At 56.4% G+C, this 14,874-nt stretch carries 17 protein-coding genes; 11 read left to right on the forward strand and 6 right to left on the reverse strand.

The window, feature by feature from the left end; genetic code table 11:
* The first annotated feature begins 192 nt into the window (after positions 1-192).
* The 4 genes from ACUVTU_RS09315 to ACUVTU_RS09330 all read left to right on the forward strand — a co-directional run bounded on the left by ACUVTU_RS09315 (position 193) and on the right by ACUVTU_RS09330 (position 4,535).
* Positions 193-1,497: an HD domain-containing phosphohydrolase gene (locus ACUVTU_RS09315; RefSeq protein ID WP_445889690.1), complete on the forward strand. Its 1,305-nt coding sequence runs from the start codon at positions 193-195 to the stop codon at positions 1,495-1,497.
* Between the two features lie 356 nt (positions 1,498-1,853).
* Positions 1,854-3,239: an ammonium transporter gene (locus ACUVTU_RS09320; RefSeq protein ID WP_445889691.1), complete on the forward strand. Its 1,386-nt coding sequence runs from the start codon at positions 1,854-1,856 to the stop codon at positions 3,237-3,239.
* Positions 3,240-3,330: 91 nt separating this feature from the next.
* The gene (locus ACUVTU_RS09325; protein ID WP_445889720.1) at positions 3,331-3,684 is read left to right on the forward strand and encodes a P-II family nitrogen regulator; all 354 of its coding nucleotides are present in this window, start codon (positions 3,331-3,333) and stop codon (positions 3,682-3,684) included.
* Positions 3,685-3,842: 158 nt separating this feature from the next.
* The gene (locus ACUVTU_RS09330) at positions 3,843-4,535 is read left to right on the forward strand and encodes an endonuclease/exonuclease/phosphatase family protein (protein WP_445889692.1); all 693 of its coding nucleotides are present in this window, start codon (positions 3,843-3,845) and stop codon (positions 4,533-4,535) included.
* Positions 4,536-4,543: 8 nt separating this feature from the next.
* On the opposite strand, the gene hepT is transcribed toward ACUVTU_RS09330, so the two are convergent.
* From hepT to ACUVTU_RS09345, 3 genes are read right to left on the reverse strand one after another with little or no spacing between them, the layout of a single operon-like run.
* Positions 4,544-4,966: a type VII toxin-antitoxin system HepT family RNase toxin gene (gene hepT, locus ACUVTU_RS09335; protein ID WP_445889693.1), complete on the reverse strand. Its 423-nt coding sequence runs from the start codon at positions 4,964-4,966 to the stop codon at positions 4,544-4,546.
* Between the two features lie 25 nt (positions 4,967-4,991).
* A complete protein-coding gene (gene mntA / locus ACUVTU_RS09340; RefSeq protein ID WP_445889694.1) occupies positions 4,992-5,414 on the reverse strand; it encodes a type VII toxin-antitoxin system MntA family adenylyltransferase antitoxin in 423 nt (140 codons plus the stop codon).
* A gap of 56 nt (positions 5,415-5,470) precedes the next feature.
* Positions 5,471-6,226, reverse strand: a complete 756-nt coding sequence (locus ACUVTU_RS09345) for an SIR2 family NAD-dependent protein deacylase (protein WP_445889695.1) — start codon at positions 6,224-6,226, stop codon at positions 5,471-5,473.
* 224 nt (positions 6,227-6,450) lie between these two features.
* Here ACUVTU_RS09345 and ACUVTU_RS09350 point away from each other — a divergent pair, with 224 nt between their 5' ends.
* Positions 6,451-6,915 carry a hypothetical protein gene (locus ACUVTU_RS09350; RefSeq protein WP_445889696.1) on the forward strand — a complete coding sequence of 155 codons (465 nt, stop codon included), beginning with the start codon at positions 6,451-6,453 and terminating at the stop codon, positions 6,913-6,915.
* Positions 6,916-7,038: 123 nt separating this feature from the next.
* On the opposite strand, the gene ACUVTU_RS09355 is transcribed toward ACUVTU_RS09350, so the two are convergent.
* The 3 genes from ACUVTU_RS09355 to ACUVTU_RS09365 form a co-directional block, all read right to left on the reverse strand.
* A complete protein-coding gene (locus ACUVTU_RS09355) occupies positions 7,039-7,527 on the reverse strand; it encodes a zinc-ribbon domain-containing protein (protein WP_445889697.1) in 489 nt (162 codons plus the stop codon).
* A gap of 25 nt (positions 7,528-7,552) precedes the next feature.
* On the reverse strand, positions 7,553-7,852 hold the full coding sequence (locus tag ACUVTU_RS09360; protein WP_445889698.1) for a hypothetical protein: 300 nt from the start codon (positions 7,850-7,852) through the stop codon (positions 7,553-7,555).
* Positions 7,853-7,965: 113 nt separating this feature from the next.
* Positions 7,966-8,190 (reverse strand): hypothetical protein, encoded by a 225-nt coding sequence (locus tag ACUVTU_RS09365; RefSeq protein ID WP_018085332.1) that lies wholly within the window; start codon positions 8,188-8,190, stop codon positions 7,966-7,968.
* Positions 8,191-8,557: 367 nt separating this feature from the next.
* On the opposite strand from ACUVTU_RS09365, the gene ACUVTU_RS09370 reads away from it, so the two are divergent.
* The 6 genes from ACUVTU_RS09370 (at position 8,558) to fliY (ending at position 14,854) form a co-directional block, all read left to right on the forward strand.
* Positions 8,558-9,247 carry a GNAT family N-acetyltransferase gene (locus ACUVTU_RS09370; protein ID WP_445889699.1) on the forward strand — a complete coding sequence of 230 codons (690 nt, stop codon included), beginning with the start codon at positions 8,558-8,560 and terminating at the stop codon, positions 9,245-9,247.
* A gap of 173 nt (positions 9,248-9,420) precedes the next feature.
* Positions 9,421-9,732, forward strand: a complete 312-nt coding sequence (locus ACUVTU_RS09375) for a YbjQ family protein (protein WP_445889700.1) — start codon at positions 9,421-9,423, stop codon at positions 9,730-9,732.
* Between the two features lie 248 nt (positions 9,733-9,980).
* A complete protein-coding gene (locus ACUVTU_RS09380) occupies positions 9,981-10,298 on the forward strand; it encodes a hypothetical protein (RefSeq protein ID WP_445889701.1) in 318 nt (105 codons plus the stop codon).
* A gap of 72 nt (positions 10,299-10,370) precedes the next feature.
* On the forward strand, positions 10,371-12,041 hold the full coding sequence (locus tag ACUVTU_RS09385; protein ID WP_445889702.1) for a putative polysaccharide biosynthesis protein: 1,671 nt from the start codon (positions 10,371-10,373) through the stop codon (positions 12,039-12,041).
* A 228-nt stretch (positions 12,042-12,269) separates the two neighbouring features.
* Entirely contained in the window at positions 12,270-13,541 is a 1,272-nt protein-coding gene (locus ACUVTU_RS09390) for an esterase/lipase family protein (protein ID WP_445889703.1), read from the forward strand.
* A 275-nt stretch (positions 13,542-13,816) separates the two neighbouring features.
* On the forward strand, positions 13,817-14,854 hold the full coding sequence (fliY, locus tag ACUVTU_RS09395; RefSeq protein ID WP_445889704.1) for a flagellar motor switch phosphatase FliY: 1,038 nt from the start codon (positions 13,817-13,819) through the stop codon (positions 14,852-14,854).
* Positions 14,855-14,874: the final 20 nt, after the last annotated feature.

Below are 14,874 nucleotides of genomic sequence, written 5' to 3' on the forward strand. Positions count from 1 at the left end.
CCAGATTATGCCTGAAAATGGTTATTGGTGAGATGGTATCACGGATCCAGGAATATTATACACCAATTTACCTTTGATAGAAGGACTTTCTAATTTTTTGCCGAAGCAGTCTCTATTAATCATTTAAAATTTTTAAAATATTTACAATATTAAAGACTGAAGAATAACCTGCTGAACACGGAGTGCTTGATTATGTCCGAAATGGAATTTAAAAAAATATTCGACCTCTCCCCACTGCCCATCTATGTGCTGCAGGACGGCAAATTCCGGCTGGCCAACCCCAAAATGGTACAGCTCACGGGTTACACCCTGGAGGAAGTGCTGGAGATGCCCTTTTACCAGCTCATCCACCCGGAAGACCGGCCCCGGGTGGTAGATACCGCCCTGCGCCGCTTAAAGGGCGAACCGGTGCCCGAATCATACGAGTTTCGCGCCGTCAACAAAGCGGGGCAGGTAGTGCACTTGAGCGGGGTTTTCTCCCGCATCATTTTTCGGGGCAAACCGGCTGTGCTGGGCCAGGTGATGGATGTCAGCGTGCTCAAACAAACCGAAACACAGCTGCGCCAGTCGGAGACGCGTTACCGCAATTTGCTGGACAATATCAGCGACATTGTTTATACCCACGATGTGACCGGGTGGCGCTTTGTAGAAGTGAACCGGGCCCTTGAGCTGGTCATGCACTTTCCGGCGGAAAAATGGCTGGGCCAGCCCATTACCAATTTGCTCACCCCCCGCCTGCGCCACACTTTTACCGATTATATGCAGCAAATCATTACCACGGGAGCCAGCCGGGGGGTGATGTGCGTGCTGGACGCCCAGGGCCGGGAACGCTACCTGGAATACAACTCGCTGCTCAACCGGGATGCCTCTCCCCCCCTGGTACACGGCATCGCCCGGGACATCACCGACCGTATCCTGCGCCGCCGCCAGCTGGAACAGGTTTACGAGGGGATTATCGCCACCATGTCCCAATTAGTGGAACTGCGCGACCCTTATACCGCCGGACACCAAAAACAGGTGGCCGAGCTGGCGGTGGCCATCGGCCGCCATCTAGAGCTGGATAAAAAGCGTCTGAAGCTGCTGCACAACGCGGCCATGCTGCACGATATCGGCAAGATTACCATTCCTTTAGAAATTCTGGTCAAGCCGGGACGGCTTACCGCCCTGGAGTGGAATTTCATCACCCTGCATCCCCTGATGGGCAAGCAGATCCTGCAGCAAATCCCCCAGTCGGCCGATCTGGTGGAGATTGTGGCCCAGCACCACGAGCGCCTGGACGGTTCGGGTTACCCGGACAATCTGGCCGGTGAACAAATCCGCCTGGAAGCACGCATCATCGCCGTGGCCGATGTTTACGACGCCATGACCTCCCACCGTCCCTACCGCCCGGCCCTTTCCCGTCAGGAGGCGCTGACCGAGCTACTCAGCAAGGCGGGAAAACACTACGACCCGGACGTGCTGGAAGCCTTTAAGGCCATCATCCAGCAGAAAAACTGACCGGGCACACCGGAAAAAAAGTACCGTTTGCCGCAACTTGCCTCTTGCTTTCAGACCGTCCTGGTGTTATCATTAGGGCAAGGCTGAACAAATGATACACCGAAGTATCGCAACCGGCAAGGGCGCTTTTCCAGCAGGAAAAGCGCCCTTTTATGTTTTGCCGGCTTTTGGGCAGTGCCGCCCCTGGTCCGGAGCAGGACTGGCGGAAATCCGCCATACACCCGGGGTCGGGCTGCTTTGCTATTTTGCGCCAAACCCGGCCCGGGTGCAATGCCCGCCAGTTGTGGCACCGCCCGGCCGGCATGGGCAGCCCGGTGTCCGCAACAAGCCATCAACCTCATAAAGGAGTGATTCCCGTGCGCCAACCTCTCCTCATCCTGCTCCTGCTGGCCGGCCTTTTGCCGGCCGGCGCTCCGGCCGCCCTGGCCGCGGCAGGCCCGGCCGTGGACAGCGGCGACACCGCCTTCATCATTGTCTGCACCGCCCTGGTCATGCTCATGACCCCCGCTCTGGCCCTGTTCTACGGCGGCATGGTGCGCCAGAAAAATGTACTCAGCACCATGATGCACAGTTTCCTGGCCATCGCCCTGGTCTCGCTGATCTGGGTGCTGTATGGTTACAGCCTGGCTTTCGGCCCGGACATCGGGGGGCTGATTGGCGCACCCACCGCCCTGGGCCTGCGGGGCGTGGGCATGCTGCCCAATGAAACCTACGCTGCCACCATTCCCGAACTGGTCTTTGTAGTGTTTCAGCTCATGTTCGCCATCATCACCACCGCTATTATTTCCGGAGCCTACGCCGAACGCATGCGCTTCACCGCCTTTTTGCTCTTCAGCGCCCTGTGGGTAAGCGTGGTCTACCTGCCCCTGGCCCACTGGGTCTGGGGGGACGGCGGCTGGCTGCGCCGGCTGGGTGCCCTGGACTTTGCCGGCGGCACGGTAGTGCACATCAGCTCAGGGGTGTCCGGCCTGGTGGCCGCTCTGGTGCTAGGGCGGCGCAAGGGGCTGAAAAACCAGCCCCCCCTGCCCCACAATCTGCCCTTTACCGTGCTGGGAGCCAGCCTGCTCTGGTTCGGGTGGTTCGGGTTTAACGCGGGCAGTGCGCTGGGCAGCAACGGACTGGCGGCCATGGCCTTCCTGGTCACCAACACGGCCGCGGCTGCTGCAGCCCTGGCCTGGCTGCTGGCCGAATGGCTGCACCACGGCAAACCTACGGTGCTGGGAGCGGCCAGCGGTGCTGTGGCCGGCCTGGTGGCCATCACTCCGGCCGCCGGTTTTGTCACCCCCCTGGCTTCCCTGCTCATCGGTCTGGGCGGCGGCCTGCTCTGCTACCTGGCCGTGGCCGTACTCAAACAACGCCTGGGCTATGACGATGCTCTGGACGCCTTTGGCTGCCATGGGGTGGGCGGCATATGGGGCGCTCTGGCCACCGGAATCTTTGCCAGCAGAGCAGTCAATGAGCTGGGCGCCGACGGTCTGCTCTACGGCAATCCGCACCAACTGCTGGTGCAGCTCATTGGCGTGGCCGCCACCATCGCCTTTGCCGCCCTGACCACCTGGCTGCTCCTGAAACTGGTAGGTCTGCTGACCGAGCTGCGCGTTTCCCCGGAAGAGGAAGAAATGGGCCTGGACATCACGGTGCACGGGGAAAAGGCCTACCGGGAAAATCTCTCGGGCAGCCCGCTGCCGGGAGCCGGCAACTCGCTGCTCACCCGGGCCGGAGCAACATCACTCAGTCATTGACACTGTTATTGTACTGGCAGACCCCGGCCCGCACAGGTCTGCCAGTCCCCAGAACAAAGGAGTTCAATCAAAGGAGGCTATACTCATGAGCATGAAAAAGATTGAAGTGATCATCCGCCCCGGCAAGCTGGAAGATGTCAAGGCCGCTCTGTCCCAGTACGGCATTCGCGGTATGACTGTATCCGAAGTGGCCGGCTGCGGGCTGCAGAAAGGCAAAAAGGAGGTCTACCGCGGCAATGAATACACCATTGACCTGCTGCCCAAAGTTAAAGTAGAAATTGTGGTAGGACAGGAGAGAGTGGCCGAACTGGTGGACCTGCTCATTGCCACCACCCGCACCGGTCAGATTGGCGACGGTAAAATATTTATCTACCAGGTGGAAGATGCGGTGCGCATCCGCACCGGCGAAAGGGGGCGGGCCGCCCTGGGAGAAAGCAGGCGCTAGCCCGGCCACCAATTACCAGTAGCGGGGCGGGTAAACTTTCATAAGTTTAATCGTATAATAACACTGGAGAAGGAGGCACATTCCCGCCGGGCGGCCATACGCCCGGCTTTTGCCCCCATTTACGTCAACTCCATCAAAATTTACGGGAGCTAATACCCATGCCCGGCCTGATTTTGAAAGTGCTCACCTGCAACATACATCACGGGAGAGACTTAAAAGACAGAGACAGCCTGCCCCGCCTGGCCGCCCTTATTACTGCCAGCGGCGCCCACCTGGTAGCCCTGCAGGAGGTGGAAAGCGGTTCTCCCCGCTCGGCTTTCGTGCACCAGCCGCACCGCCTGGCCCGCCTGAGCGGCCTGCAGGTGTTTTTCGCTCCCGCCCTGCGCCTGCTCGCCTGGCATTACGGCAACTGCCTGGGCAGCCTCCTGCCGGTGGAACGAAAAAAGCGCTTTACCCTGCCCGGTACGCGGCGGGAAAAGCGCAACCTGCTCCTGCTCCGGCTGAAAGCCGGTCCGCCTTTTTATTTTCTGGGCACCCACCTGGGACTGTCCGCCAGCGAGCGGGCGGCCCAGGCTTTCTATATTGCCGATCGACTGGCCGAACTGGACGCCCCTTTTATCCTGGGCGGTGACTTCAACGCCCCGCCCTTTGCCCCGGAATTGCTGCCCCTGCAGCGGGTGGCCCGCACCAGCCCGGCCACCCTCCCCACTTACCCGGCTGAAAAACCGCACCAGTGCCTGGACTTTTTCTTTTTCTCGCCCCACTGGCAGCTAATTGGCTGCCGCACCATCCCCACCCGGGCCTCGGATCACCTGCCCCTGCTGGGGGAGTTTAAATTAAAAACAATCTGAACCGCTACCTACCTCATATACTCCAGAATATGCCGGCAAAACTCCCTTATATCAGCCGACTTTTCCCTGATAATCTGATATATTTCCTCTGCTGTCACCTCAGCATAGCCATGTACCAGGCAATTACGATAACCGGCCATACCCTTGATCCTTTCCGCAAACTCCGGCGGGATAATTTTCGCCCGGCTCAGAGTAATGATGATCTCCCGGTAATCATCCGGGTGACCCAAACCGGCTTTGGCAATTATATGCCGTCCGATATCAAACACGCTTTCCAGAATCCGCCGCAAGTGATGTTCGGCGATGGCATAGTTATCCGCCTCGGCCGCAAAACCCTCCCGGCCCAAAGCCACCAGTTTGTCCAACCGCACCAGCGATTTATTGATCATGTCAATGCGGGCATATACTAGCTCACGATTGATCACCGCCACACACCCATCCCTCGCCTTCCTGGCATCAGAATACATCCTTTCCCAGGACGCTCTCAGCCATTTCCCGGTAGTAGGTCTGTAAAAACGGCTTAAAGTCCAGATAATCCCTCATTGTCACATCCTCAAAATCGGTTCGCAGTTCCTCATTCACACTGTACAACACCTGGCCCTGTCTGATAATAGCGAAACGCAAATCCAGCGGCACTTTCTGCAAAAGAACCAGATCCACTGCTAAAGGCTGCAAAACTTCCTGCAGTTTTTCTTGCAGTTCTATTTCCAATTGCAGCAAATTGCCTTGAGGCGGAAAGTCAGCAAAGAGCACCGCCAGATCCACATCGCTACCCGGGTGTTGCTCTCCGGTAGCCCGCGAACCAAACAAATAACAGCTCATTACACCGTATTCCTGCAGAACCGGTACTATGGACACTGCTATTTCCTGTTTAAGCATCTCATCCACCTCTGGTAATCCCTTGTTTCTGTCATTTTTGCCAAAAATTAATCTATCTAACCCGACTGCCCATCCAACTCCGCCAGCAAATCGCCCAGCACCTGCCCAATGCTCTCCCGAAACACTAGTTCGGCCCGCTCGTCCCAGGCGGTAGGATCATGGTTGACAATCACCACCCGGCGGGCTTTTTCCGGCAGGGCCGCCGCCGGATACACGGTAAGGCTGCTGCCCAGTACCAGCAACAGCTGGCAGCCGCTGAGCACCTGCACAGCCTGGAAATAATCCTCACTCATACGGTCCTCAAACAGCACCACGGCCGGGCGTAATATACTACCGCAATGCCGGCAGCGGGGCGGTATCTCGCCGGCGCCCACTTTTTCCACCAGCACGGCGAACTCATCCTTCTCCCGGCAGGATAGACAATAACATTCCCGCAAATTGCCGTGCAGCTCCCACACCCTCCGGCTACCGGCGGCCTGGTGCAGGCCGTCGATATTCTGGGTAATCACGCCCACCAGCAGCCCCCGCCGCTCCAGCTCGGCCAGAGCCAGGTGACCGGTATTGGGCCGCGCCTGCCGGTAGGACTGCCAGCGGGGCAGGTTGAACTGGTAAAATCTTTGCGGGTCTTTTTTGAGCACCGTCAGGGTGGACACACTGGCCGGGTCCACTTTGGTCCACAGACCGCTGCCCGGACTGCGGAAATCGGGGATGCCACTTTCGGTACTCATGCCCGCCCCGGTGAAGGCAAATGCCGGCTGGCTGCTCTTGAGCAACTGCGTCAAAGCAGTAATTTTTTCGGCATAGGACGGCACAAAATTCCCCCCTTATAACAAAGGTTGCAGGATATACTTGCAATAATAGCGAATGTTTTAAAATTAGCAACCTTTCCTCACCAGCTACCGGACTTTCTGACACTCGCTTTTTGACAAAAGCCAACAGGACAGGAAAAATCAGTGCCCACTGGTTTTCCGGGATGGCGGCCAGATCTTTCCGCCTCCGGTATTTGCTATATTATACCAAAAGGAGTGTGTTGCTAATGAGTGGATTTTTGAGCAATCTGCTGAGCAAATTTAAAAAGAACAGCCCGGCCGCTCAGGCCGAACCGACTGCCAAAGCGGCAGCCCGCCGGGCGGAAAAGGAAAGCCGCCCGCGCCGCCAGCCCGGCCACAGTGCCCCGGCCTGCCAGAAGATAGTCAGCGCCCTGGACGAGCTGGCCGCCAGCAATCAGGTGCTCAACCTGCACAAAAAAGATGTGGGCGGCACGGTGAGCTATTATATCGGCGAGCGCAAAATCCTCTATATTATCAAAGACCTGGAGCCACCCCGCACGGTCTTCCTGTTCTCCCGCGCCGACAGCCTGGCCCGGGAGATGGGTGCCCGGGGCCTGAAAGCGCTCTCACGCAATGAAGCCAAATCGCGCGGCTACGGGTCGGCCAAAGCCGTGTATACCGGCACCGATGCCGCCGTGGTGGTACAGATGGTTCAAAGCCTGCGCCAATAAAAGCTGGAGCAATTAACAAAAGCAGACCGCTGCTGGTTCATCAGCTGGTCTGCTTTTTCCGTCATCAAACAAACAGTAATCGTCACGAGCTGCCCGCCGGTTGTGTAAAGCCGGTTCCACCGCTTATGCTCCGGCCGGATCGTCCGGCCCGTCCTCGACCACCTGCCGGCCGCAATAGCTGCAAAAACGCCCGCCGGGCGGCAGCTCTTTCTGGCACTGCGGGCATACCGGCGGCCGGGGCAAGATTTTTTGGATTTCTTCCTCCAGCTGGCGGATATCCTGTTCCAGCTGCAAGGTGCGCTGGTAGAGTTCCTCCATCTCCTGCTGCTGGCTGACATCGCCCTGGCGACTCTTGTAATACAGGTAGCCCAGAGCGGCCATATTGTTTTCCATTTCCTTCTCATAGCGGGAGAGTTCCAGCTTTAACTTCTGCACCCCTACAAATTCCACCGACTTTTTGGCCACATCGCGGGCCCTGTCCCCGGCCCTCTCACCCAGATCCAGCGCCTTTTCCCCAATGTCACGGGCCTTTTCCCCAATGTCTTTGGCCTTTTCTCCCAGGTCACGAGTGATGTCCTTCACTGTTTCGGCAAAGCGTTTGAAAACTTCCACCGCCAGCCCCCCCTGTTCTCCAAATTTATTGTACGGACTCCGAGCATTTCAGCCAGCTCAGGCCCTGAGCGGAAATAACCACCGGAAAGCAGTGCACATAACCGGGCCGCAAAAAATAGCGGGCTTTGAAATTACTGGTGCACAGGTACCCCCGCTCGATCAGCTGCTGCAGCACCTGGATCGCCTGTTCTTCACTCAGCCCTGCTTTATCCATCAACGCTGGCATGATACCGTCACTAAAAAAATTTTCCATTTGTAACCTGTACATTTGAGCCAGAATTTCTTTCAGCCTTTTTTCCTCCAGGCTAACCACCTTGTCCGTCATTTCCAGCACCCGCTCAATTATTATTGCTCCCGGCCTGAACAGACTTGCCTTATGACCTTATACTACTCCTTATAGCATACCATATCCTGTTCAGCTTGGCAAATTAACCCGGGTTAATCCTGTGGCGAGTAATCCAATAAATCATCCAGCGTTATCTGGGGGAGCAGTTTGCGCAGTCTTTCCCGGATGCGGCAAAAAGCCTCCAGGCTGGGCTGGAATCGCTGCTCTTCCCACTGCTGCACAAACCAGGGATTCATGTCAATCAATTCGGCAAAATTATGAATGTCCTCTATTCCCAGGTGCACGCGCCAGTAACGCAGGCGATTCTTTATTGTCATCGGGTAGGGCCGCCTCCTTTGTTGAAAATAAGCTTTCGCCATCATCAAGCCCTCCTCCTGCCCCGGGCACAGTTTTCTGTCTTTTGCAAAATTTATATTATATTTAAATTAATGTCGCTCTATTGTTTTCCAGAACTACTATATCTATAATGGAAGCAACAGCAGGTGAAATGACAAAATAAATCCCTAAACGGTAGATATTTAACGCTAAGCGGAATAAATATTCTGACAAGTTGTTTGCCGGTAATTTTCCCTGGCAGAACTGCACCCGCTGCAGCCCAAACCCTGTTTTGCACCTGATGTGACATCAGCGATGGCAACCGGTTGAAGCAAAACCTGAAATTATCAGTTCGGAGGAGTGATCCCCATGCAAGCGGATCGCCATATAGCGCAACAACCAGTCACGCCCCCTCCCCCCGCTCCCAGCGCCCGTGTTTTTGACCGCCTGGCGCTAAATACGCCGCGTGGTCAGGTTTGGCTGGAGGGGCCCGTACCCCCCCGGCAACTGGCCCTACTGCAAATGAACCCGCAGCTGAACAACTTCCGCCCGGCGGAAAAGCAACACAGGGCGCTGGTGGACATTGCCGCTATGCCCGAGGGCATGATCTATATTGCCCGTTTGGAAAATGAAATCATCGGCTATGTCACCTTTCACCGCCCCGATGAATACACCCGCTGGTACCAGCACCCCCGCATCCTGGAAATGGGCGGCATTGAAATCAGTCCGGACTGGCGGCGCTACAAAATAGGCCGCCATCTGCTGCAACTGGCCTTTTCTTCGGCCAACCTGGACGAATACATTTGCATCACCATGGAATACTGCTGGCACTGGGATTTGAAAAACAGCGGTCTGGATGTCTGGCAGTATCAAAGGATGCTGACCGGCATGTTTGAAAAGGCGGGGCTTTCCAAAGTGGCTACCGACGACCCGGACATCTTAGAGCACCCGGCCAATGTGTTGCTGGCCAAAATTGGCCCCCGGGTGAACAAAGAGGATCGCCTGCTCTTTGAATCGCTCCGCTTTACTAAATTCGGCCAGATGAAAGGCACCATTTAGGTTACGGTGTTCCATACTGCCTGGATAAAATCAGCCGGCCTTCCCCAATGGAGAGAAGGCCGGTTCATATTTGTGGCTCACCCTTGCCAAAAGCTGCGGCAGAGGGCATAATGTAAAAAATATCCCTCTGCCGGGCGATATAAATAATTCAAAGAAAGGAAGGTCCTCAAGTCATGCTGCTTACCACCACCCCCTCCATAGAAGGCCGGCCCGTGCAAAAATATCTGGGCATTGTCACCGGAGAGGCCATCATGGGCGCCAACATTGTGCGCGATCTGTTCGCCAGCATCACCGATATAGTGGGCGGCCGCTCGGGAGCATATGAGACCAAACTGGCCCAGGCCCGGGAAATCGCTTTAAGCGAAATGGCTGCCCAGGCCTCCCGGCTGGGCGCCAATGCCGTGGTGGGCATCGACCTGGATTACGAGGTGATCCGGGAAGGCATGCTCATGGTCACGGCCTCGGGCACCGCCGTGGTGGTCTGACCACCAACACTCCCTGGTGGGCTCCGCGCAGGATTTTACCATCCCCGAAGCAGGATGCCCCGCCTGAAGCGGTGGGCGGGCATCCTGCTTTTTTGCCGCCGGAACAATTCTCCGGCAAAGCGAACTTCTGCTATCGCGAACTTCTACTATCCGCCAGTTTGTGGTAAGATATCAGTTGTATGGTGTGATGCTGATTTCTGCAATCAGCCTGATTGCATCAAACCGCTGCAAACCAACAGGAGGCTTATATGTCGGTACAAAAAACCATTGTGGTGAGTATTCAGGGCTGGGAACTGGAAGTGCTGGAAGGTCCGCGCCGGGTGCAGGTGGAACCGCTGGGCGAAATGCTGGAGTTCAAGGGCATCTGGCTGACCGAACCCGAACGCGGTCTGGTCACCGTGCTCTGCTACCCGGATAGAGTGTTTTACCTGGAAATAACCGAATCCGAAGTGCCGGAAACCCGCCCCGGCCGGCGCAACAAGGTTACCCCCCTGCGCCGGGTCAGCCAGCTGACCGAAAATAAAGACAGTACTCCTACCGACAATTCCGGTCCGGAGGAAAAATAACCCGTATTTCGGACTAAGAAGAACAAATTTGTAAAATGGCATAATTAATCCGAAAGCAAAGTAGGATTGAGCATGAGTCTGGTAAGAAAACCGGAAAACCCGCTCACCAAAACAGCACCAAACACGCCCGTCCGCCCTCTGCCACCGGCCGGGCAAACCCTGCTCAAGGGAGCACTGATCTTAACCCTGGCCGGTCTGCTGGTGCGGGTGCTGGGCGCGGTCTACCGCATCCCCCTGGGCCGCCTGCTGGGCGACGTGGGGCTGGGCCTGTATGCCATCCCCAACCAGTATTACCTGCTCTTTTTCACCATTTCCGCAGCCGGCATCCCGGTGGGCCTATCCCGCCTGGTGGCGGCCAAGGTAGCGGTGGGCGCCTGGCACGATGCTTACCGCACCTTTCAGATCACCCTGCTGACCATGCTGCTGCTGGGACTGGGATTCTCCCTGCTGCTTTACTGCGGGTCCCCTTTCCTGGTACAGGTGGGCCTGGTGGCCAACCCGGCCGCCCTGGCCGGGATGCGGGCCATCGCCCCGGTGGTTTTTTTCGCCGCGGTTACGGCAGCCTTCCGCGGACTCTTTCAGGGACTGCAAAACATGACCGCAGTTGCGCTTTCCCAGGTGGTGGATCAGACCCTGCTGGTGGTGGGCACCCTGCTCTTCAGCTACCTGCTGCTGCCCCGGGGACTGACGGCCGCCGCCGCCGGAGCCAATTTCGGCGCCGTGCCCGGCGCGGTGGCCGCCACCCTGTTTATGCTGCTGGTTTTTCTGCGCTACCGTTCGCAGTTTAGACAGGCGGTGGCGCTGGACAGTTCGGGCAGCCGGGAGAGCGCCTGGCAGCTCTTGAAAAAGGTTTTTACGGTATCCATTCCTATTTCCTTTGCCAATGTCTCCATGGCCCTCACCGGCATTATTGACAATAAGCTGATTATCGAGCGCCTGCAACTGATCGATTACAGCCAGCAGCAAGCTACCGCTCTTTTCGGCCAGCTCAACCAGATGGCCCTTTCTTTTATCAACATCAGCATTGCTTTTTCCTTTTCTCTGGGCACCAGCCTGGTACCCGCCGTATCCCGCGCCCATGCCGCCGGCGACCACAGCGCCGTGCGCAACCAGCTGCGGGCGGCGCTGCGCCTTTCCCTGCTCACCTCCCTGCCGGCCACCGCCGGCCTGCTGGCGCTGGCCCCCCAGCTCACCGACCTGCTGTTTGCCAACAGCGCCGCCGGCATACCCCTGCGCTACCTGGCTCCGGCTGTGCTCTTCTGGGGGTTGCACCTGGTACTCTCGGGCACACTGCAGGGTCTGGGCCGGGCCAACCTGCCCGTGCGCAACCTGCTGGCCGGCATTGCCCTAAAAATCGCCCTGACCTACGCCCTCACTCCCACCCCCCTGGGCATCCGGGCCGCCGCGCTGGCCACCACGGCTATGTTTGCTATGGCCAGCGCCTTGAACGTGCTCTCCCTGCGCCGCCTGACCGGCCTGGAATTCCATCCCCGGCAGGACCTGCTGCCGGCGGCTGCCGCCTCGGCTCTCATGGCCGCCGCAGTTTGGACAGCCTACCGCGCCCTGCTACTCTGGACGGGACACAGCTACCCGGCCACCATTCTGGCCCTGTGCTGCGGCCTGCTGACTTACCCCCTTTTGCTTTACGCCCTGGGGGGAATCACTCCGGCCGATCTGGCCCGCCTGCCCGGCCCCGGCCGCCGGCTGGCCGGATGGCTGGCCGGCAAAACCAAAACATATTAATAAACCCCCTCCGGCATACTGCCGGTGTTTTCCCTGTTTTTAAGAAAAAACCAGCTTTTACCTGAGCACAAAGTTCTTCTTCAACGTTAGCACATGCTACCCCTACAGCAAGAATTTACCAATAGTTTTAAAACAATATCATACAATAAATTGCTTGACTATTTAAAATTAATTGAATATACTCAATAATTAAAATTATATTCAAATTAACACCAGGGAGGGAAGCTTGTGCTAAAGGCAAAAAAATTACATTTTTTGCTGGTCACCATGCTCTGCCTGCTGGTTACAGCCTTCCTTCTGGGAGGCGGGCCGGCTACCGCAGCCGAAAGGCAAAACAACTACCCCATAGTACTTGTACACGGTTTTAGCGGGTGGGGACGTGACGAAATGCTGGGCTTTAAGTACTGGGGCGGCTTCACTGACCTGCAGGAAAAGTTGAAAAGTGCCGGTTATCAAACATACACCGCTGCCGTGGGGCCGTTTTCCAGCAACTGGGACAGAGCCTGCGAGCTTTATGCTTTCATTAAAGGCGGCCGGGTAGACTACGGCAAAGCACACGCCGCCAAATACGGACACGCCCGTTATGGCCGCACCTACCAAGGCTTGTTACCCAATTGGGGAGAAGTTGACCCATCTACGGGCAAAACCGTAAAGATCCACCTGATTGGCCACAGTATGGGCGGGCAAACAATCCGCTTACTAGCTCAGTTACTGGAAAATGGCGATCCAGATGAAATTGCCACCACCCCACCCAGCGAATTATCACCACTATTTAATGGCCAGAAAAAGTCCTGGATCCACAGCATCACCACCATTTCCACCCCGCACGACGGCACTACTCTGGCCGATGCTGTGAACGGAATGTTACCATTTGCCCAGCAAACAGTCGCATTAGTAGCTGCCGCCAGCGGCCTGAGCGCGGACAATCTGGTTTACGATTTCAAACTGGATCAATGGGGGCTGAAGCGCCAACCAGGCGAAACTTTTGCCAGCTATGCCAACAGGGTCTGGAACAGCAGCATCTGGAAATCAACACACGATATCAGCGCCTGGGATCTTAGTCCGGACGGTGCCAGAGAACTAAACAAATGGGTAAAAGCCCAACCGGACATTTACTACTTCTCATATGGTACCGAGGCCACCTTCCGCGAACCAGTCACCGGCCATGAAATACCGGAACTGAGCATGAACCCTATTTTCATACCCTTCGCCCTGCACATGGGCGCCTATACCCGCAATGTGCCGAACCGGGTGGTAATAGACAGCAACTGGTGGAAAAATGATGGCGTAGTCAACACCTGCTCCATGTCCGGTCCGCACATCGGTTCAAGTGACACCATTGTTCATTACAACGGGCAGGCACGACCCGGTCGCTGGCACTACTTGGGTCTTTTGGAATCCACCGACCATATGGATATTGTGGGCATCGGCACCCTGTGGAGCCCCACCCCCTGGTATCGCAATCTAGCATCACTCCTGGCTTCTCTGCCGACGAATTAATTACTCGACTGTTAAATAAGCCACAAAAATTACGGGCCGCTTGGAAGCAGCCACAGGGCTGTCTGGCAAGCGGCCTGCATTATTATTCAATTTACCAGGGCGATGGAAGGGCTGAACAATTGCCAATAGGAGCCAATAGTTAGTTTGTGCTTTATGGAGAAATTGTTAAGTGAATGTTAAAAATTAAAAGGATTTGCCTCGGTTTTGTCGAAATACCTTGCTATAAAGTGCCCTTACGCCTAACTACTTAAAAGATAAATTCTGGAGGAATTGCCTTGAGCCAGCGCGTACTATCCCAGGCCGAAATCGATGCCCTGTTTGCCCGTTATGCCGACCAACCCCTGCCTGAAGACTTCAGCCACCTGCTGACAGCCGAGCAACTGGATACCGTGGGAGAAATAGGCAATATTTGCATGGGCACAGCCGCCACCACCCTGTCCCAACTCCTGGGTCAAAAGGTGACCATTGGCTATCCCCAGCTTATTGTCTGCCGGCAGGAAGAAGTTTTCAAGAGCTACGATACTCCCTACTTGCTGGTACAGGTAGGCTTCAAGAGCGGCCTGAACGGCTTTAATGTGCTGGTGATCACCGAAGAAGAAGTGGCTGTAATTGCCAACCTGATGATGGGCGGAGACGGGCAGATTGCCCTACCCATTGAACTATCCGAACTGGAACTAAGCGCCGCCCAGGAAGCCATGAACCAGATGATTGGTTCCGCTTCCACCGCCATGACCGATATGTTCGGGGTAACCATTGACATTACTCCTCCCGTCGCCACCATGGTCCGGGATCTGGTCAACGCCGATTTAACCCCTCTGCCCACCGATCAACCGGTAGTGGTGGCCCGTTTTGAGACAACCATTGGAGACATAGTCAAAACCACCATCATGCAAATCACCAGCGTAGAAGCAGCCCGGGACGAAGCCAATTACTTGTTGATGAAAGCGGGGTTTGACACGGGAGAAACCGCCGCCCCATCCGATACACCGGCCGTGTCCCCGCCAGCAATTGCCACCCCGCCTGTTTCCGCCCCTGCTCTGGCTGGACCGGTTGCTGCACAGCAAAATGACCTGCCCAATCTTTCCGCCGCCCTCTCCCTGCCTGTGCAGGTAACCCTGCTGCTGGGCAAAATAAGCAGCCGGGCCGGTCAGATTGCCGCCTGGCAGGTGGGCGCTAAAATACCCCTTTCGGCTGGCCAACTAAAGGTGCAGATCTATGCCGGTGAGGTACTGCTGGGTGAAGGCGAAGTGATCCAGGAGAATGGACATTACTTTATGCAAATTACCTATCTATCTGCACCAACCAGTATCTAAAAAGCCCCTCCAGGCTAAAA

The sequence above is a fragment of the Desulfurispora sp. genome, assembly GCF_052744395.1.